The sequence below is a fragment of the Hungatella hominis genome (assembly GCF_014288005.1).
GTDB classification, from domain to species: Bacteria; Bacillota; Clostridia; order Lachnospirales; family Lachnospiraceae; genus Hungatella; species Hungatella effluvii.
In genome coordinates this window covers 298578-315400 of record NZ_JACOPB010000003.1, presented here as the reverse complement: position 1 = coordinate 315400, position 16823 = coordinate 298578, and the positions used below count along the sequence as shown (strand labels likewise).

Genomic DNA, 16823 nt, shown 5'->3' with positions numbered 1-16823 from the left:
AAACCGCATAAATACAAGGGATTACAAATTGAATCACAGTGCCGCTGCTGGTAAGATACAGGTACAGGGAGAAACGAATCCCAGGAGGAAATCAATTATAAAAAAGCGGAGGTAAGAAAATGAAAAAGAGAACTCTCGTAACAATGTTGGCAGTATCCATGGTGGCGGCCAGCCTGGCCGGATGCAGCAGCTCCAAGACATCATCAGCAGGAACGGCAGCAGCGACCGAGGCGCCTGCGGCAACTGAAGCAGCGGCTCCTGCGGCAACCGAAGCTGCAAAGGCGGAGACAGAGGCGCCGGCTCCTGCGGCAGCGGATGGGGAACTGATCAAGGTCGGCATCATCAACAACGACCCCAACGAGTCCGGATACAGAACCGCGAACGACGCAGATATGAAGGCCATGTTTACGAAGGAAAACGGATATGACGCCTCCTTTGCCTACAGCTTAAAGAATGACGAGCAGATTACGGCGGCTCAGAAGTTTATCCAGGACGAAGTGGATTACTTACTTCTCTCCGCGGCAGACACTTCAGGCTGGGACAGCGTTTTAAAAGATGCACAGGACGCGGGAATCGGCGTAATCCTGTTTGACCGTACCATCGACGCCAGCGAGGACTTATATCTGGCATCCATTGTTTCCGATATGAACAAGGAAGGCGAGACAGCAGTAAACTGGCTGGCTGACCAGGGATTAGACGAGTACAACGTAATTCACATTCAGGGTGTTATGGGTTCTGCGGCACAGCAGGGACGTACCGGCGCTCTCGACGCTAAGGTAGCGGCCGACGACTCCTGGAATCTGATTACACAGCAGACCGCAGAGTGGAACTCCGAGAAAGCACAGCAGATCGTTCAGTCAGTCATCGATTCCGGCTCTAAATTCAATGTCATCTACGCAGAGAACGACGATATGGCTAAAGGCGCCGTAGCCGCATTGGACAAGGCAAATATTTCCCACGGCGTCGGCAAGGACGTAATCATCATGGGATTTGACTGTAATAAATGGGCGCTTCAGGAACTGTTGGATCAGAACTGGAACTACGACGGACAGTGCAACCCGTTCCAGGCTGCCTACATCGATGAAATCATCAAAAAGGTTCAGAATGGGGAAACGCTTACCGAGAAGACTATCATCATGGATGAGAAGGGCTTCGACGCCACAACCATTACGGCAGAAGACGTTGAAAAATACGGAATTTAGGCGACAAGACAATAAAATGTTTACAGGATAGAAAATGGAAAGAGTGCAGCGCGGCATAACTGATATTCGTATGAACGCTTTGCGCTCTTTCCCTACAAAAAGGAGTGAATGGCGCTGGTGAAAGAGAAGTCTGTATTGGAAATGAGAAATATACATAAGAGCTTTCCGGGAGTACGCGCGCTGCAGGCTGTGGATTTTACCCTGTGCGAAGGGGAGATACACGCGCTGATGGGTGAAAACGGAGCGGGAAAGTCCACACTGATTAAGGTGCTGACGGGTGTATATGAAAAGGATGAAGGCGAAATTTATTTAAAGGGCATGAAGAAGGCCGCGGTTATCAAGTCTCCCCGTGACGCACAGAATCTGGGAATCAGCACGGTATATCAGGAGATTACCTTGTGCCCCAATCTTACGGTGGCTGAAAACATGTACATCGGACGCGGAAAATCGCAGATGATGGACTGGAAGAAGATGAATGCGGATGCGGACGCAATTCTTGACAAACTGGGGATTCCGGCAGGGGCCACCCAGCAGTTGTCCGACTGCTCCATAGCGATTCAGCAGATGGTAGCAATTGCCCGCGCAGTTGACATGGACTGCAAGGTATTGATTTTAGATGAGCCGACATCTTCCCTGGACGAATCGGAGGTGGAAAAGCTCTTCGGTCTTATGAGGGATTTAAGAGAGAGGGGCGTCGGCATCATCTTTGTTACCCATTTCCTGGATCAGGTCTATGAGGTATGCGATAAAATCACGGTTCTGCGCGACGGTCAGCTGGTGGGAGAATACGTCATAGAAGAGCTTCCGAGGGTGAAGCTGGTTGCGAAGATGCTCGGCAAGGAACTGAACGATATGGAAAATATCCGGGAGAAGACAGAAGGCTTTAAAGGCGCTGACGAGCGTGTCATTGAGGCCGAGGGTCTTCAGAGCGATGCGGGAATCAAGCCGTTTGATTTCTACATCAAAAAAGGTGAGGTCAACGGCTTTACCGGCCTTCTGGGCTCCGGGCGGAGTGAATGTGTACGCGCCATGTTCAGCGCAGACAGGGTGATCGCCGGAACGATGAAAAAGAACGGAAAAACGGTGAAGATGACTAAGCCTCTGGACGCCATGAAAAATGGGATTGCCTACCTTCCGGAGGACCGCAAGAACGACGGCATCGTGGGAGACCTATCCGTGAGAGACAATATTATCCTTGCGGCACAGGTGCTGAGAGGATTTTTCCGGCCGTTCTCCAGAGCGGAGGCAAATAAGTTTGCAGACGAATACATCAAACTGCTGGAAATTAAGACCGCGTCCGCGGATACGCCGATTAAGTCGCTTTCCGGAGGAAACCAGCAGAAGGTCATTCTTGCCCGCTGGCTGCTGACCCATCCGGAATATCTGATTCTGGACGAACCGACCCGCGGCATCGACATTGGCACGAAAATCGAAATACAGAAGCTGGTATTAAAGCTGGCCGCGGAGGGAATGAGCGTCACCTTTATTTCTTCTGAAACGGATGAGATGCTTCACACGTGCTCCCGTTTGATCGTCATGCGTGACCGCAGAGTGGTCGGAGAGCTGTCGGGTGAGGAGCTGAATCAGGCTAAAATTATGGAAACCATTGCCGGAGGTGAGATGGAATGACAGGGAAGAAGAGTACAACGATATCAAATGCGTTTGCCGGTTTATTCAGAAAGCAGATTTTCATCCCCATTGCGGCGCTTCTGCTGCTGACGGTATTTAACCTGGTAATTGCCCCGGCGTTTTTCAAAATCACACTGGGAACCAACAGCGGCGGAGACCCTGTTTTAACCGGATATGTGATGACGATTCTCGACTATGGCTCCGAGGTGGCCATTCTGGCTATCGGCATGACGCTGGTTACGGCGGCTTCCGGTGGACAGGATATCAGCGTCGGCGCGGCTGTGGCTATCGCAGGCTCCGTAATTCTGCGAGTCCTCGTGGGACTGGGCGGAGACGGGACGCTTAGGGCTCCGATCATCGTGGCATTTCTGGCCGCGTGCCTGGTCGCCATGATATTTGGCGCGTTCAACGGCGTGCTGGTAGCCATCTTTAAAATCCAGCCCATGGTTGCGACTTTGATCCTCTATACCGCCGGCCGTTCCATTGCCGCGTGGATCAATAACAATGAGCTTCCTATCGTAACGGATAAGACTTTTACGTATTTCGGCGGATTTATTCCGGGAATTCCGATCCCCACTCCATTTTTCCTGGCAGTGGTATGCGTCATCATCGCCATGCTGGTGTTAAAGTTCACGAATCTGGGCTTATATACCCAGGCTGTCGGAATTAATGCCAGTTCCTCCAGGCTGAACGGTTTAAACCCTGCGTTTATCAAATGGCTGAGCTTCGTTATTCTGGGACTGTGTGTAGCGGTTGTGGCCCTGATTAAAACGAGCCGTCTCTCCACCATCAACTATTCGGTCATTGCCAAGGATATCGAGATGGATGCCATCCTGGCGGTCGCCCTCGGCGGAAATGTGTTAAGCGGCGGTAAGTTTAATATTATGGCGTCGATTCTGGGAGCCTATGTCATTCAGTTCCTCACGACAACCCTTTATAAGTTTAATGTCTCCTCGGATGCCCTTCCGGCCTATAAGGCCATGGTCGTCATTGTGCTGGTCGTCATCAGCGCCCCGGCTGTAAAAGAGAAGATTTTCAGCCTCGGAAAGAGTTTAAGAAAACAGAGGGAGGTCGCCTGATATGTCAAATATAAAAAAAGCAGGCAGCCAGGCGCTGCCAAATAAGCCGAAAAGGCTGACTGACACGAATTTGCTGCTTCTCATTACGATCGTGGTTTTCCTTGTCATGTATATCGGAGCCATGATATTTCTGAAAAAGGGGTTTTTAAAGCCCCAGACGTTTTTTAATATTCTGAATGCGAATGCAGCGCTCATCATTACCTCCTGCGGCATGAGCCTCGTTATGATCACCGGCGGAATCGATATCTCCGTGGGAGGCGTCGTCGCATTGGTCAGCATGAGCTGTGCAGTATACCTGGATTATCACGGAGGCAGTGTCTTTGCCTCCCTGCTGATTGCACTGGGAATCGGTCTGGCATTCGGCGCGGTACAGGGCTTTCTCGTGGCTTATCTGGATATCCAGCCGTTTATCGTCTCACTGGCGGGGATGTTCTTTGCCAGAGGCATGACGACGATTGTTCATACGGCTCCGTTTAATGTGGTCAATGAAGGCTTTGCAGCTTTGAAAGATACGCGGATCAATGTACCCGGACTCGGAACGGTAAACAAGCTGGGAAAATACATTAACGCCTATGTGGAGATTGGCGTGATCGTCGCCGTTCTGGTGGTGATTATCCTGTTCTGCATCCTGAAATGGACGAAGGCCGGGCGGAATTTTTACGCGGTGGGCGGCAGCAGGCAGAGCGCTCTGATGCTTGGAATCGATGTAAAGAAGACCAGATTTCTGGCGCATTTGCTCTGCGGCCTTCTGGCGGGGATCGGCGGTTACGTCTATTTCCTGCATGTAGGCTCCGGATCGGCCTCTCACGCCATGGGCATGGAGATGAATGCAATCGCGTCTTCCATCATCGGCGGAACGCTGCTGACGGGCGGCGTCGGCAATATCGCCGGTACGTTTGTCGGCGTGCTGTCACTCAGCACGATTCAAAATATCGTTTCCTCCATCGGCCTCGATCAGGCGTGGTGGACGGGAATTACCGTGGCCGCCATGCTGTGCCTGTTTTTGGTGGTGCAGAGTATGATTATGGCGCGGAAGAAGAAAAGGGTATAAGGAAGAAGTGGATGCCAATCCCCCGGTCCGGGTGTTCGGACCCGGGGATTGGTGTGTTAGTTTTTTGTCAGCACGGTCTGTCACATTTCTCAATACATTTAAGCAGACACTCCATTTCCCGAATCCCATTCTGCTGCGACACGATAATCGACTGGATAATCGGCTTCAGCTCCTGACAGATTGGAAACTGCAGGGCATTCCGTGACATTTGGATGGCGCCTCTGTGATGGGGGATCATTTCGCGAATAAAATTTGCATTGATATCATTTGTGTAACATGCATTTCTCATATCATCGAACATAGTCTGTGTAATCTGCTTATAGTGACAAAGGAAAAGTTCGATTTTCTGCGGCGGGTTGCAGAACATCTGACAGCGGTTCCGGATTGCCTCCATATTCTCAATGCTTTTAGTCTGTTCTTCAATGATATTTAACGCAATTTCCTGCAGTGGTACCAGGGTAGTGTACTGCAGGAGATTACAGGACATCTCGATTGCTGCCTTGTGGTGGGGAATCATCTGAACAATAAAATTATAGGAAATACTGTTGCTCAGTTGGGCACTGTTCATCTGCTGTATCATTTGGTCCAGTATGTTGTTAAAGCAGGTTAAGTATTTGTCTGTTACGATGCCTAGCTGTTCTTGTCTCATCATTATTTACGCCTCCAGTTCTATATAGGGTATGCAGAGGGGGAGGCGGTTGATATAGAATCAGAGCATATTCTGATTGCAAACATACGTTCGATATGGTATGATGGTAAAAACAGCGTGATATCCAGATGTCCTCAAGAATGGAGTATGCCGGAAGGAACACCGAATAGAAAAAGGGCAGACACGGTCACGCATCTGTCTGAAAATTATGGTATAGTGAGAAGCGAGGTGCTGCTATGCATGCGTGGGAATCCATACAAAGGACTTTAAACTATATTGAGGAACATATTGGCGAGGAAATCCAGATGCGGCGTTTGGCCCCAGCATGCGAGTCTCTGAGAAACAAAGAAAACAGCATCCTAAACGTTGCGGTGGAATACGGCTTCGGCGGACACGAGACTTTAACACGGGCATTCAGGGAGACCTGTGGCATTACACCGGCGCAATACCGGGACAAGCCCGTAGGCCTAATGAATAATGACAAGCCTGATCTATCCCTGAATTACAGGATGGTAGACGAAGGTGTGCCCTTGATCGGCGAAGAGATGATGAGTTGCCGGTTTTGTGAGTTTCACGAACGATAAATTTAGCAGGAGGAGTTAAACAATGAGCAGATATGAAGAGGGAATAAAATTAATAGAAGAGAGCTGCAGCAATGGAAAAGATAATGTTCTTGGCTGGGTGCTGAATCCGAAGAATGCGGAACTGAGAGTGAAACTTCGCCGGGCATTTACAGACTGGTACGATCAGGCAAACCATTCCCAAACGACGTTTAAAAACCAACATCTTAAGTCCCTTTTTTCCTATCTATAACTAATCATGAAATACAGATTTATCACAATCATCGCAACCGCAAAGATAAGAAATATTCCGTTGGCAGCCCTAACGGCCTTGGAAGAGGTTTTCTTAATAAAACAGATCAGAAAAACGATCCATGCGATATATGCAATAAAAATGATTCCGCGGTTACGAATGAACAGCGACAAAAGAAAAAGCAGATTTATAACAGTCATTGATTTCTCAGAGCTCAAAGCAGTTTTAATCTTATCGTTCATAGAGGCACCTCCCTGTATATTTGCCAATAGTATCGTGTTTTTCCTTTTTATTAAATTATTTTGTATTTTATTTCATTCTACGTTCTCAAAACAATTCTGTCAAATGCTGATATTCCGTTTCAAGATTTTATCAAGTTGTAATTTTAGACAGGCACCAATGATATATAATTTTAATCCTTCCCCTCCAACTATCTATATATAAGTTTTATAGAATCAATAAAAATCTGCCGTCGCGTCAGGAGCTGTTGGCAGAATATGTGATTCAGTTACTGCCATCGGATAAGGTGTGTAGGATATTAGAAGTCGGATCGGGCAGAACCGCCAGAGTTTCCAGGCTGCTAGCAGAGAAAGGCCATCACATGACGTGTATGGATCCAGAATTACAGATTGACAGCAGCACAGAGGACTCCGATGAGAAAAAACAGGAAGCAGCATACACCCGATTGCGGCATAAATGTTTGCCGACAGAACGCTGCCGACAGGAGGATACCGCCATGAATCAATCACTTTGGATCTTTGTTATCGTAGTATCAGCCATTTCACTGATAGGCTCAGCATTTGTTGTGATCCATTACTATAGACTTGTCAAGAGTCGGGAAGATCATACCGGGATGCCGAGGGAAGAAAAGAATACCGGGAAGAAATGGGGATATTTTCTTCTGTGGAGTTTATTTTACTGCGCCATTGGGGTGATTATGATGGTTCAGTATGAGCGCGGTATGGCAGACCGGGAAATGGGAGATATTCTTTTTGTCCTGGTACCTGTTGTATTTATGGTGATCGGATCAGCCATGGGTCGTAAGGCCGCTAAGAGACGCAGATTCGCCACCGCCGTGACCACTGCCGTCGTGGTGGACAAAGAACCGCGGGGCAGCAGCCAGAACAGAACGTACGCCCCCATATATGAGTTTTATGCAGAGGGCGCTAAACACAGAATTACTTCGGAATCCAGCACTAACAGCAGCTTTGGGAGCGGCTTTCTCTCCGTCTCTGTTGGGGAGGAGGTAGAGCTTCACTATATTCCCGGGCGTCCGGATAAGATTTATGTTCCAAAAGAACAGAGAGGAACCTGGTTTTTCGTATGGATATTCAGGTTTATCGGAGTTGGCTTCCCTGTCATTGCATTGGCAGGTCCATTCCTGAGGAACTGGATGAAGTGACAATACCGGCCGCAACTGTTTTAAAACTCCATTGATGGCCGGTCATTCCGGCAGCTGCCCCGGCGGAGGGGCAGCCCGGATGCTTTGAGGGAAGCGGAAGAGATTGCACGGATCATACCGTTTCTTGATTTCAATTAACCGCTTTTTATTCTCTCCATAGTAAGCGTCCATGTAGTGATCTGTACACAGATACGGGAAATTAATATACGAACCTGTGGTTAAGGAACGTAAATATGGAAAGCGTGCCGCCATCCATGCCTGATTCTCCGGTTCGAAGAAGCAGTCTTCCCATACCGTTTCGATTCCGATTATAAAGTCGGAATTTCTGTAGTAGAATGCGGTTTCGCAGGGATTTACAGCTCTGACTTTGCCGCCCATGGCGTAGAGTGCCACGGAAGCATAGGAGGAACCCTGCGCTCTGGTCTTGATGAGACTGAGGAGCGATATAATCTGGCTGTCTGAAAAGTCCGCATACGCGAATCGTCCTGCAAACCGAAACGTTTCAGAAGCCGGGTAAATTGAAGCGTCAATTTCGGTGGCTTCCCAAAAAGTAACATAACGAAACGAAACCTCTGCACCCTGGATATCGAGAAATGGCTGAACCGCGGCCTCCGCTTCGTCCGGTGTTCCATAGAAGAAGCCACGCAGGAATATGCCCATCCCGTCCCGTGCAGAATTAAAAATGCGGCTGTTGGGAGTGAAACGAATCTCGTCGCCTGTGGTCCATGCCTGCCATGTCTGAAAGAATCGGAGCGCGGTTATATCGTCAACCCGTGAATATTCTATGTCCACATAGGTGACATGAGAGACTACAGGTGTAAGACGGTAACTCAGTGATGTCACGACGCCGAAGTTCCCGCCTCCCCCGCCCCGCAGAGCCCAGAAAAGGTCGGAATGAGACGCTTCACTGGCAGTTATCAGCCTGCCGGAGGCATCGATGAGTTCTGCTTCCACAAGGCTGTCACAGGCCAGTCCATACATTCTGGAGGAATGTCCCCAGCCGCCTCCCTGAGTCAGGCCGACTGCATTTACGGCAGGGCAAGTACCGCTGGGAAATGGATAGCCGTATTGTTTCAAGAAATGGTAAAGTTCTCTGTTGGAGACACCGCCGCCGATTTTGAGCGTTCCGGTGCTGTCAAGCTGAATCCCTTTTAAAGGACTGGTATCAACCGTCATCTTACCATTACCGATGCAGTATCCCTCATAATTATGTCCGCCGGATCTCACTCGGATTTCCTGCTTCTGCCTGGCGCCATAACAAACTGCCCGTGCCGCCTCATTATCATTCCTGCAATAGATGATGGAGGAGGGATATTTTTGTATGGAACGGTTAAAGATCTGCCTCGCCGATTCGTAGGACGGACAGAACGGCAGAATAATTCTGCTGCATAGATCTGTATTCATCATAGCATCCTTTTGCCGGCTGCTGTTCGCAGTTCGGGACAACGTTGTTTTATAATACAGTATGCGGGGGGAGGGGTGGAGGTTCTGATGGCAAAACTTATTGTAAACACCTCCATAATTGTGTAAAATAGTAATATACAGGAATCAGCATATCTATTTCCTGAAAGGCCAGTTGACACACTGAGGCAGAGCAAAAATCACAAAAAGGAGGGGCTATGTGGAATTATACCAAATGTACGGCAAAGGACAGAATCGAAAAGTTGAACAGGCTGACAGATGCTTTTCATGAGGAGGCGGACTGTCTGGAATACCTGTCAGAAGTACAGAACTGTATTAACAGCACACAGACAACCATGGTATTGCTGCAGGATCTGGATGCCAATATCATGATAGAAATGGACTATGTTCCGATTAATAACTATTCGTTTCATGTGGTTTGTATCGGAGAAAACGGCATAAAGACACAGGGAAGGCCATGTAAAAATGTTGAGCAGGCGGTGCGGCAGTTTTTAGCCAATATCAGTTGAGGTGTTAACTTATTATATATACCATCTGCCAGTTCCAGGTTATTACATCGGAAGCTGTCAGAAAAAATGGAACTGCTCAGGATCAAAATAGATAAAGCTGTCCGATTAAGGGCAGCCTTTTCTATTTTCTTATCTAAGAAAAACATCTGAATAATTCTCTCATATATGATATAATTATTCCAATAATTTCCATAGAACACCCCAGGTATTGGTTTTAACGCATGTTTTAAGAATAATTATTTTAAACAATGGTACGCTACTTACAAAAAACATACTTTAAAATGTACAATATATACAAATAATATAATGAAAAACATATAAATATTGACAAATACAGCAGATGAGAATATAATTATATATATAAAAAAATAATTATTTAATAATATATAATAATTATTTCTTGAGTAACTTCTGCTGCTGGAAAGGATGCGTTTATGAGTAATATTAAAGATGTGGCAGCATTAGCCGGAGTATCTGTTCCTACTGTTTACAAAGCCTACAGCAATACGTATTTTACCAGCCCTGAGATCAGGGAAAAAGTATATGCAGCTGCGAAAGAACTGGGATACGTACCTAAGACGGTAAACAGAACAGGGGGAAAGGAAAGTAAAAGGACAGTGGCGTTGTTTTTAGATGAGATTGTGAACCCGTTTTACAGTGCCATGGTGAGGGAGACCTCCAAGGAACTGGAACATAAGGGATACCAGCTTGCTGTTATGTACAACAGCAACAGTGCATCTGTGGAACGGGAGAACTTTGAAGCAGCCATTGCTCATAAGTATGACGGCATTATTTTCGTGCCGTCTCCTGAGGGGGACGGGGAGCTGATAAAACAGCTGAACGCAAAGCGGTTTCCATTGCTTCAGCTGTTCCGGACAGTTTACCCCGATCTGGACACACTGCTGATTGATGATGAGCTGGGAACGTACCTGGCTGTGAAGCACCTTCTTCAAAGTGGCCATAAGAAGATCATGCTGATCAGTAAGACTAATCCGGCTCTTGTCAAGCGGGAGGTTGGATACGCAAGGGCATTTGCAGAGGAAAGACTGGAAATGGATAATGAATGCCTGTACCTTATGAGCTATGCGGACTGCGCCAAAGAGATGATCAAGGAAAAGATTCATGCGGTGCAGCCCACTGCAATTCTGTCGGTTGGAGAATCCACCAGCATCAACGTCATCCAGGCGCTTTCCGAGATGAATTTGTCCATACCGGACGATATCAGCTTCATCATTTATGATGATCTGCCCTGGACAGCGGTTTACGGCATCACTACAGTGGCACATTCTTACGAGTCCATCGGCAGGCTCATAGCAGAGATGATTGACAGCCAGTTCAACAAAAGGGAAAACGGATCTGGAGAGCAGCCTGCAAGGCTGGTGCTGGACCCGCGGCTGGTAGCGAGAAAATCGGTAAAAATACTGCTGTGATTATGCCTGCCAAATTATTTGGAGGTATTTTATGAAAAAGAGGTATTGGAAGAAAGTTATGGTATTGGGGTTGACTGTATCATCAGCATTGTTGTTTGCAGGCTGCGGAAAGGGAAATGAGGCAGCAGGTACAACAGCGGAGCAGTCTTCCGCAGCAAATCAGGCGACTGCAGAGGCGTCACCTGAAAGCAAGACAGAGGAAGGCAGTGCCGGAAACGATGGAGCAGCAGAGAAAGCTTATAAATTTGTGTTTGCTGAGCACGTAGCGAATGTAGAGGAACAGGCACCTCAGGTATATGCCGTGGTACAGGCATATATGAAGGAACATCCGAACGTAACGATCGAACTGCAGGGGACCGCCTCTGACGATCAGATACGTAATATTAAGATGGCGGCACAGAATGGTTCACTTCCTGAACTGTTCTGGATGGAGCAGGGCGGAGCGGTAGAGATGGCAAATGCGGGATATCTGGCCGATTTATCGAAAGAAATTAATTCTGATCAGGCGTTCATGGATGGCTTTCTTCCGGGGATGCTGGATTCTCTGAAGATTGATGGCAAGATTTACGGCATTCCCTGTGAGCTTCAGTCCAATGGCATATGGCTGAACAAAGCTTTATTTGATCAGTACGGTCTGGAACTGCCTGTGACTTATGAGGACTTTATCCACTGTACTGAAGTGTTCCGCTCAAACGATATTATCCCAATGGCACAGGGCGCCAAAGATACCTTCACTGCATGGGCGTTTGAAAATATGCATTGCAGATACGGTTTTTTCGACCATATAGACGACATTATCGCAGGAACGGATAAATGGCAGAATGATGATTACTTAAAGTTTTACAACAGGCTTGCAGACATGCGCGATAAGGGCGTATTCCCTGATAATGTGACTACCATGAGTTATGATCAGTCTGTGGAAGCCTTTATGGGGGGGAAGGCGGCTATGCTCAACTCCGGTGTATGGGATACCAAGAAATTCGATCAGAGTGATCTGGCCGGATCCATCTACTACTGGTGGGGACCAACGTTCAGTGACGGGATTGGCAATCAGAATGTATCCATGAAGGCACCTGCTCATCCTTACTGCGTTTCCGCTAAAGTACAGAAAGAGGATCCGGAATTGTACGCGGTCATCGTAGATTTCCTGAAGTTTTATTATGGGGAGCAGGGAACCGGGATTATTGCGAGAGATAATCAGAGTATTCCGGTTACAAAATATGACGGTGAGATCGACAAGGAGAAATACCCAGTATTTGCAAGGGTTATGGAAAAGATGAATGATGACTGGGAAAGCCCGGCGGCGTGCCCTGATATGTATATCCCTGGTCAGCTTATCAATCAATACAGGGAGAGCATGATCGGTGTAATTAACGGAATCTATACACCGGAAGAGGCCCTCAGCTATATGGACGAACAGCAGAGCACAATCCAGTAACAATTTCTGGCGCTGCCAGTCATGGCAGCGCCATTTCTGACTCAAAAGGAGAGACGGTATGCATTGGTTCAGTACCAAAAAGACAAAAATACTGATGATTGCACCGGCAGTAATTCTATTTCTGCTGTATATCATTATTCCGGTCTTCATGGCGTTTTATTATGGATTTACTAATTTTACGGGAATTGGAAAGCCTGAGTTTTTAGGTTTACGGAACTACATAACGCTGTTTTCAGATAAGATATTTTATATTGCTTTGAAAAATACGGGACTTGTCCTGGCGATGTCTCTGCTTCTCATAGTTCCCTGCTCCTTTGGATTATCATTGCTGTTTGCCAGGAAGATGCGGGGCGGAAAGCTGGTAAAAGCCTTTTGTTTTTCCCCGAATATTATCAGTCCCATATTAATTGGCCTGATCTGGGTGTTCATTCTGGATCCCAAGATTGGACTTATCAACGCATTTCTACGGTATATTGGCGTGTCTGCCCAGCCGGAATGGATTGGAGGGAAAACTCTGACACCATACTGTGTAGGCGCTATTTTCCTCTGGCAGACTCTGGGCTATAACGCCACCATATTTCTGGCAGGTATTAAAATGGTGCCGCAGGAACTATATGAGGCGTCGGAAATTGACGGTGCAGGGAAGATGCAGCAGCTGATCTATATCACATTTCCTATGATCAGGCAGACCATTATTATAGTTATGCTTCTGGTGATTACAGGCTGTTTCAAAATATTCGAGATCGTCTATCAGTTGACTGGCGGCGGTCCGAACCACATGTCGGATCTGCTGGTGACTTATATGTATTATTCCACATTCACATCCTCCCGGTATGGATATGGTATGAGCATAGCATCGGTGACATTTCTGATTTCTGCTCTGTTTGCGGTTATCTATCTCTATGTCACGAGAGAACAGGTAGGAGAGGAGGAGTAAACTGCCATGTTGGACGAAAAAAAGAAAAAAAGGATTGGAGCGGCAGCATTGTCTGCGGTTACTGTATTAATTACTGCGGTGCTCATGATTCCATTCCTCTGGCTGGTGGTGCTGGCCTTTAAGACGAATACTCAGATTATGAATGAGCCGTTTGCGCTGCCTGAGTCGATGAACTGGGGCAATTTCAAGAACGCACTTGCTATTCTGCCTCTTGGAAGTATGTATAAGAATACGATTATTATCGTGGTCTTTACCCAGATACTCTGTCTGGTGGTGACTTTTATGTGTTCTTTCGCATTGACCAGACTGAAATTTCGCAGCAGGAAGCTTCAAAACGGAATTTATTTATTCTTGTTGTCGGGTCTTATGATTCCCACCTATATTTTGCTGTTCCCGATTTACAGAATAAATATTGCCCTGAAAATTGTTAATACGTATCTGTCTGTCATACTGCCTCTGGCGGCCTCATCCGTTTCTTTTAATACGCTGTTGTTTGTCGGTTTTTTAAAAGGATTTTCCAGGGATATAGAGGAGGCGGCCATTATTGACGGCTGCAGCCTGATGAAGCTTTGTACGTATATTACCATTCCCTTAATCAAGCCAGTCCTGGCTACAGTTACCGTATTCAATGTGCTATACGTATGGAACGAATTCCCGTTGGAAGTTACCCTGATCCAGAATCCTGCCATGCGTACAATTTCCATGGGTGTTTCCATGTTCCGTGGAAAATACAGCATTGATTATGGCGGACTTGTGGCAGGAGCTCTGCTTATCCTTGTACCTCAGCTGATATTCTACGGATTTTTCCAAAAGTACGTGGTGGGAGGTCTGACTGCTGGAGCGGTTAAGGGCTGAATGCAAAAAAATCTTATAACAATAAAGGAGTTTACGATGAAACACAGACCAAGTTATCATTTTCTGCCCGAAAAGAACTGGATGAATGATCCGAATGCAACAATTTATTTTAAAGGGGAGCATCATCTGTTTTACCAATATAATCCCACGGACTGGCATTGGGGGAATCTTCATTATGGACATGCCGTAAGTAAGGATCTGCTTCATTGGGAACATAGACCGATTGCTCTGTATCCGGCTCTGGACAGGGGGGAGACACACTGTTATTCCGGATGCAGTTATATCAATAACGGTCAGATAGAACTGCTTTATACCAGCGTTGGTCAGGGAGTACGATGTCAAAACAGTGGCTCCCAGCAGTGGGCAGCCACGACAGAGGACGGCGTAACCTGGAAGCAGATTCCCGAAAACCCGGTTATGAAAACCCCGGGGGCTCCGGGAAAACGGCTGACAGAGTGGCGTGATCCTTTCGTATTTCGGTGGAAAGGAAAAATATACTGCCTTGTTGCGGGGATTGTAGATGAAAAATATGGTGCCGTACATCTGTACACAACGAATGATTTTCGGTCATGGACTTATGTTAATGAGTTTTTTCGCAATACGTGTGCGAAGGAGGTTATGGAGTGTCCCAACCTGATTGTTTATGGAGATAAGGTGTTGTTTATCCATTCTATATGGGACATTCGTGTCCTGCACTGGTTTGTGGGTACCATTACGGAAGACGGGAAGCTGGAAGTTTACAATCAGGGAAGTGTGGACTATGGCGATTTCTTCGCATCCCAGATCTCATTCGATGAGAAAGGACGGACTCTGATGTGGGGATGGCTTCGGGAAGATCCCAGGAGAGGACTTTATACGGATGGAGAATGGTCCGGTGTCCAGGCAATTCCAAGAGTGATATCCATTAATGAGGAAAATGAACTGGTTCAGGAGCGTCTGCCGGAATTCGAGATTCTGCGCCGCACGGATGAAGAGGTCCAACTTCAGAATTTTACCGGTCGATATGAATTTAAAACAGTATCCGGCACGGCGGAGATGGAAGGAACCATTCAGTCTGACGATGTTTTTTCATTCCGTTTTCTGGCGGACAGCGATGGACAGGAATATACCGATGTCATCATTAACCCACGGGAAGGTACTTATTATGCGCCGATGGAGGATAGCAGCCTGATTAAATCCGTAGATAAAAGGCCGATTTTGGGCTGTTTCAGACGGAAAAAAGATGGAAGTGTTCATGTAGATATCCTGATTGACAATTCTGTAGCAGAGATTTTTATCAATGGAAATTCTGCCATGACGCTTAGAATCTATCCTCAGATGGAGGGCGGCAGGATGTCTGTTGAAACGAAGGGGCTTATAGCAGATGCAGAGATCCATGTCTATGAAATCGGGTTGCAAGGGGAGGAACAAAGATGAAAGAATGTTTCAGAATACCTACTACAGGTGCGTTTGGCGATCCGATTGATGAGAATCCTTCAGGGGCTATGATGGAAGCCGGCTTTCGAAGCACGGGCTTGAACTGGCGCTACCAGCTGTTTCGTGTGCCGGCCTGTGACCTGCAAGATGGGCTGGACGGCATCAGGGCTTTGGGGTTTTCCGGGCTGAACCTGACCATACCTCATAAGATTACTGCGGTCTCTTATATGGAGGGACTTTCGGAAAGCGCTGCTCTCATAGGGGCAATCAATACGATTTTGGTAAAAGAAGGGAAACTGTACGGGGAAAATACGGATGGAAAAGGTTTCGTTATCGGACTTCGTGAGAATGGCATTTCTTTGGCTGGCAAACGACTTGTCATTCTGGGGGCAGGAGGCGCCGCAAGAGCGATCAGCGTGGAATGTGCGCTGGCAGGGGCCGTTCACTTAACAATTATTAACCGGACAGAGAAGAAAGGCAGAGAACTGGCTGCCCTGATTACAGAGAATACCAGCTGCACCGCAGAATTTATAAAGTGGGTGGAGAAAGTCAGCATTCCGGCGTGTGATATTCTGGTAAATGCCACAAATATCGGCTTGTACCCAGATAAATCACTACCGGATATTGACTACGATACCATTAATCAAAACATGGTAGTACAGGACATCATTACAAATCCGGCATATACGCCATTTCTGCAGAAGGCCGGCGAACGGGGAGCCCATATACTCGACGGCCAGAGCATGCTCATCTATCAGGGTGCCCTGGCGGTTGAATTGTGGACGGGGAGGAAGCCCGATCCGGAAGCAATGAGGAAGGCGCTGATCGAAAGTTTTACTTAGAGTGGAACTACCATAAAAATACAACTCAAAAGGTGCTGAAAAATCTCTATATCATCGGGATTTCTCAGCACCTTTTATGCATCAGGGATTTTATTATATCCCTTGACACATGGAGTACAAAATGTTATCATAAATTTAGAGTACAGCAT

At 47.1% G+C, this 16823-nt stretch carries 17 protein-coding genes; 14 read left to right on the top strand and 3 right to left on the bottom strand.

Annotated features, from left to right (window positions below; translation table 11 throughout):
* Nucleotides 1–119 precede the first annotated feature (119 nt).
* From H8S75_RS09450 to H8S75_RS09435, 4 genes are all read left to right on the top strand, one after another.
* Nucleotides 120–1202, top strand: a complete 1083-nt coding sequence (locus H8S75_RS09450; RefSeq protein WP_187021028.1) for an ABC transporter substrate-binding protein — start codon at nucleotides 120–122, stop codon at nucleotides 1200–1202.
* Nucleotides 1203–1310: 108 nt separating this feature from the next.
* Entirely contained in the window at nucleotides 1311–2831 is a 1521-nt protein-coding gene (locus tag H8S75_RS09445; RefSeq protein WP_187021026.1) for a sugar ABC transporter ATP-binding protein, read from the top strand.
* Nucleotides 2828–3910 carry an ABC transporter permease gene (locus H8S75_RS09440; protein WP_187021025.1) on the top strand — a complete coding sequence of 361 codons (1083 nt, stop codon included), beginning with the start codon at nucleotides 2828–2830 and terminating at the stop codon, nucleotides 3908–3910. Before H8S75_RS09445 ends, H8S75_RS09440 begins: the two co-directional genes overlap by 4 nt.
* A gap of 1 nt (nucleotide 3911) precedes the next feature.
* Nucleotides 3912–4961: an ABC transporter permease subunit gene (locus H8S75_RS09435; protein WP_187021023.1), complete on the top strand. Its 1050-nt coding sequence runs from the start codon at nucleotides 3912–3914 to the stop codon at nucleotides 4959–4961.
* Nucleotides 4962–5028: 67 nt separating this feature from the next.
* On the opposite strand, the gene H8S75_RS09430 is transcribed toward H8S75_RS09435, so the two are convergent.
* Nucleotides 5029–5613, bottom strand: coding sequence for a DUF305 domain-containing protein (locus tag H8S75_RS09430; protein WP_187021021.1), 585 nt, complete (start codon nucleotides 5611–5613; stop codon nucleotides 5029–5031).
* 233 nt (nucleotides 5614–5846) lie between these two features.
* On the opposite strand from H8S75_RS09430, the gene H8S75_RS09425 reads away from it, so the two are divergent.
* Both H8S75_RS09425 and H8S75_RS09420 read left to right on the top strand, forming a co-directional pair.
* On the top strand, nucleotides 5847–6194 hold the full coding sequence (locus tag H8S75_RS09425; protein ID WP_349768895.1) for a helix-turn-helix domain-containing protein: 348 nt from the start codon (nucleotides 5847–5849) through the stop codon (nucleotides 6192–6194).
* Between the two features lie 22 nt (nucleotides 6195–6216).
* On the top strand, nucleotides 6217–6423 hold the full coding sequence (locus H8S75_RS09420; RefSeq protein ID WP_187021020.1) for a hypothetical protein: 207 nt from the start codon (nucleotides 6217–6219) through the stop codon (nucleotides 6421–6423).
* Here H8S75_RS09420 and H8S75_RS09415 read toward each other — a convergent pair.
* On the bottom strand, nucleotides 6414–6665 hold the full coding sequence (locus H8S75_RS09415; RefSeq protein ID WP_187021018.1) for a hypothetical protein: 252 nt from the start codon (nucleotides 6663–6665) through the stop codon (nucleotides 6414–6416). The genes H8S75_RS09420 and H8S75_RS09415 overlap by 10 nt on opposite strands.
* A 494-nt stretch (nucleotides 6666–7159) precedes the next feature.
* Between H8S75_RS09415 and H8S75_RS09410 the strand changes: the two genes are divergently transcribed.
* Nucleotides 7160–7825, top strand: coding sequence for a DUF3592 domain-containing protein (locus H8S75_RS09410; RefSeq protein ID WP_187021016.1), 666 nt, complete (start codon nucleotides 7160–7162; stop codon nucleotides 7823–7825).
* A 42-nt stretch (nucleotides 7826–7867) separates the two neighbouring features.
* On the opposite strand, the gene H8S75_RS09405 is transcribed toward H8S75_RS09410, so the two are convergent.
* A complete protein-coding gene (locus H8S75_RS09405; RefSeq protein WP_187021015.1) occupies nucleotides 7868–9232 on the bottom strand; it encodes an FAD-binding oxidoreductase in 1365 nt (454 codons plus the stop codon).
* Nucleotides 9233–9444: 212 nt separating this feature from the next.
* Here H8S75_RS09405 and H8S75_RS09400 point away from each other — a divergent pair, with 212 nt between their 5' ends.
* The 7 genes from H8S75_RS09400 (at nucleotide 9445) to aroE (ending at nucleotide 16674) form a co-directional block, all read left to right on the top strand.
* Nucleotides 9445–9756 (top strand): hypothetical protein, encoded by a 312-nt coding sequence (locus H8S75_RS09400; RefSeq protein ID WP_187021013.1) that lies wholly within the window; start codon nucleotides 9445–9447, stop codon nucleotides 9754–9756.
* Between the two features lie 434 nt (nucleotides 9757–10190).
* On the top strand, nucleotides 10191–11186 hold the full coding sequence (locus tag H8S75_RS09395) for a LacI family DNA-binding transcriptional regulator (protein WP_187021012.1): 996 nt from the start codon (nucleotides 10191–10193) through the stop codon (nucleotides 11184–11186).
* Nucleotides 11187–11217: 31 nt separating this feature from the next.
* Complete coding sequence (locus tag H8S75_RS09390; protein ID WP_187021010.1) at nucleotides 11218–12624, top strand: ABC transporter substrate-binding protein; 1407 nt, start codon at nucleotides 11218–11220, stop codon at nucleotides 12622–12624.
* Nucleotides 12625–12682: 58 nt separating this feature from the next.
* Entirely contained in the window at nucleotides 12683–13561 is an 879-nt protein-coding gene (locus tag H8S75_RS09385) for a carbohydrate ABC transporter permease (protein ID WP_187021003.1), read from the top strand.
* A gap of 6 nt (nucleotides 13562–13567) precedes the next feature.
* On the top strand, nucleotides 13568–14416 hold the full coding sequence (locus tag H8S75_RS09380; protein ID WP_187021002.1) for a carbohydrate ABC transporter permease: 849 nt from the start codon (nucleotides 13568–13570) through the stop codon (nucleotides 14414–14416).
* Between the two features lie 36 nt (nucleotides 14417–14452).
* Nucleotides 14453–15832 carry a glycoside hydrolase family 32 protein gene (locus tag H8S75_RS09375; protein WP_187020999.1) on the top strand — a complete coding sequence of 460 codons (1380 nt, stop codon included), beginning with the start codon at nucleotides 14453–14455 and terminating at the stop codon, nucleotides 15830–15832.
* Nucleotides 15829–16674, top strand: a complete 846-nt coding sequence (aroE, locus tag H8S75_RS09370) for a shikimate dehydrogenase (protein WP_187020998.1) — start codon at nucleotides 15829–15831, stop codon at nucleotides 16672–16674. Before H8S75_RS09375 ends, aroE begins: the two co-directional genes overlap by 4 nt.
* Nucleotides 16675–16823 lie beyond the last annotated feature (149 nt).